The sequence below is a fragment of the Cellulomonas citrea genome (assembly GCF_009829685.1).
GTDB lineage: Bacteria > Actinomycetota > Actinomycetes > Actinomycetales > Cellulomonadaceae > Cellulomonas > Cellulomonas citrea.
Map to the genome: position 1 here is coordinate 1 of NZ_VWSD01000415.1, position 508 is coordinate 508.

The window sequence follows — 508 nt, forward strand, 5'->3', positions numbered from 1 at the left end:
GTGGCCACGGCCTGGCTGGGCCGCTGGCAGCTGTCACGCGCGGCGCAAAAAGAAGCACTGCAGGCCCAGGTCGAGGCGCAAAAGCACAGGCCGGCACTCGGCCAGGCCGACTTCCTGGCACTCGACAAGGCCAGCGATGCCAACTTTCAGCGGCCGGTCCACCTGCGCGGGCTGTGGCTTGCGTCGCAGACCCTCTACCTCGACAACCGCCAGATGCACGGCGTGCCCGGCTTCTATGTGCTGACACCGCTGGCGCTGGAGGGCAGCGAGCAGGTCGTGATGGTGCAGCGCGGCTGGGTGCAGCGCAATTTCGTCGACCGCACCCGGCTGGCGCCGATCGAGACACCCAGTGGCATCGTCGAGGTCAGTGGCCTGCTGGCGCCGCCGCCCGGCCATTTGCTCGAACTCGGCCAGCCCGCGGCGCCAGCGCCGGCAACTGACGCTGCGGGGGTATCGCCCATCCGGCAGAATCTGGACCTGGCCGCATACCGTGACGCCACCCAACTGC

The 508-nt window shown here is 69.3% G+C and carries 1 protein-coding gene; it reads left to right on the forward strand.

Annotation, left to right across the window (positions count from 1 at the left end):
• On the forward strand, positions 1 to 508 hold a 508-nt coding region (locus F2B26_RS17030), incomplete at both ends, for an SURF1 family protein (RefSeq protein WP_201292840.1).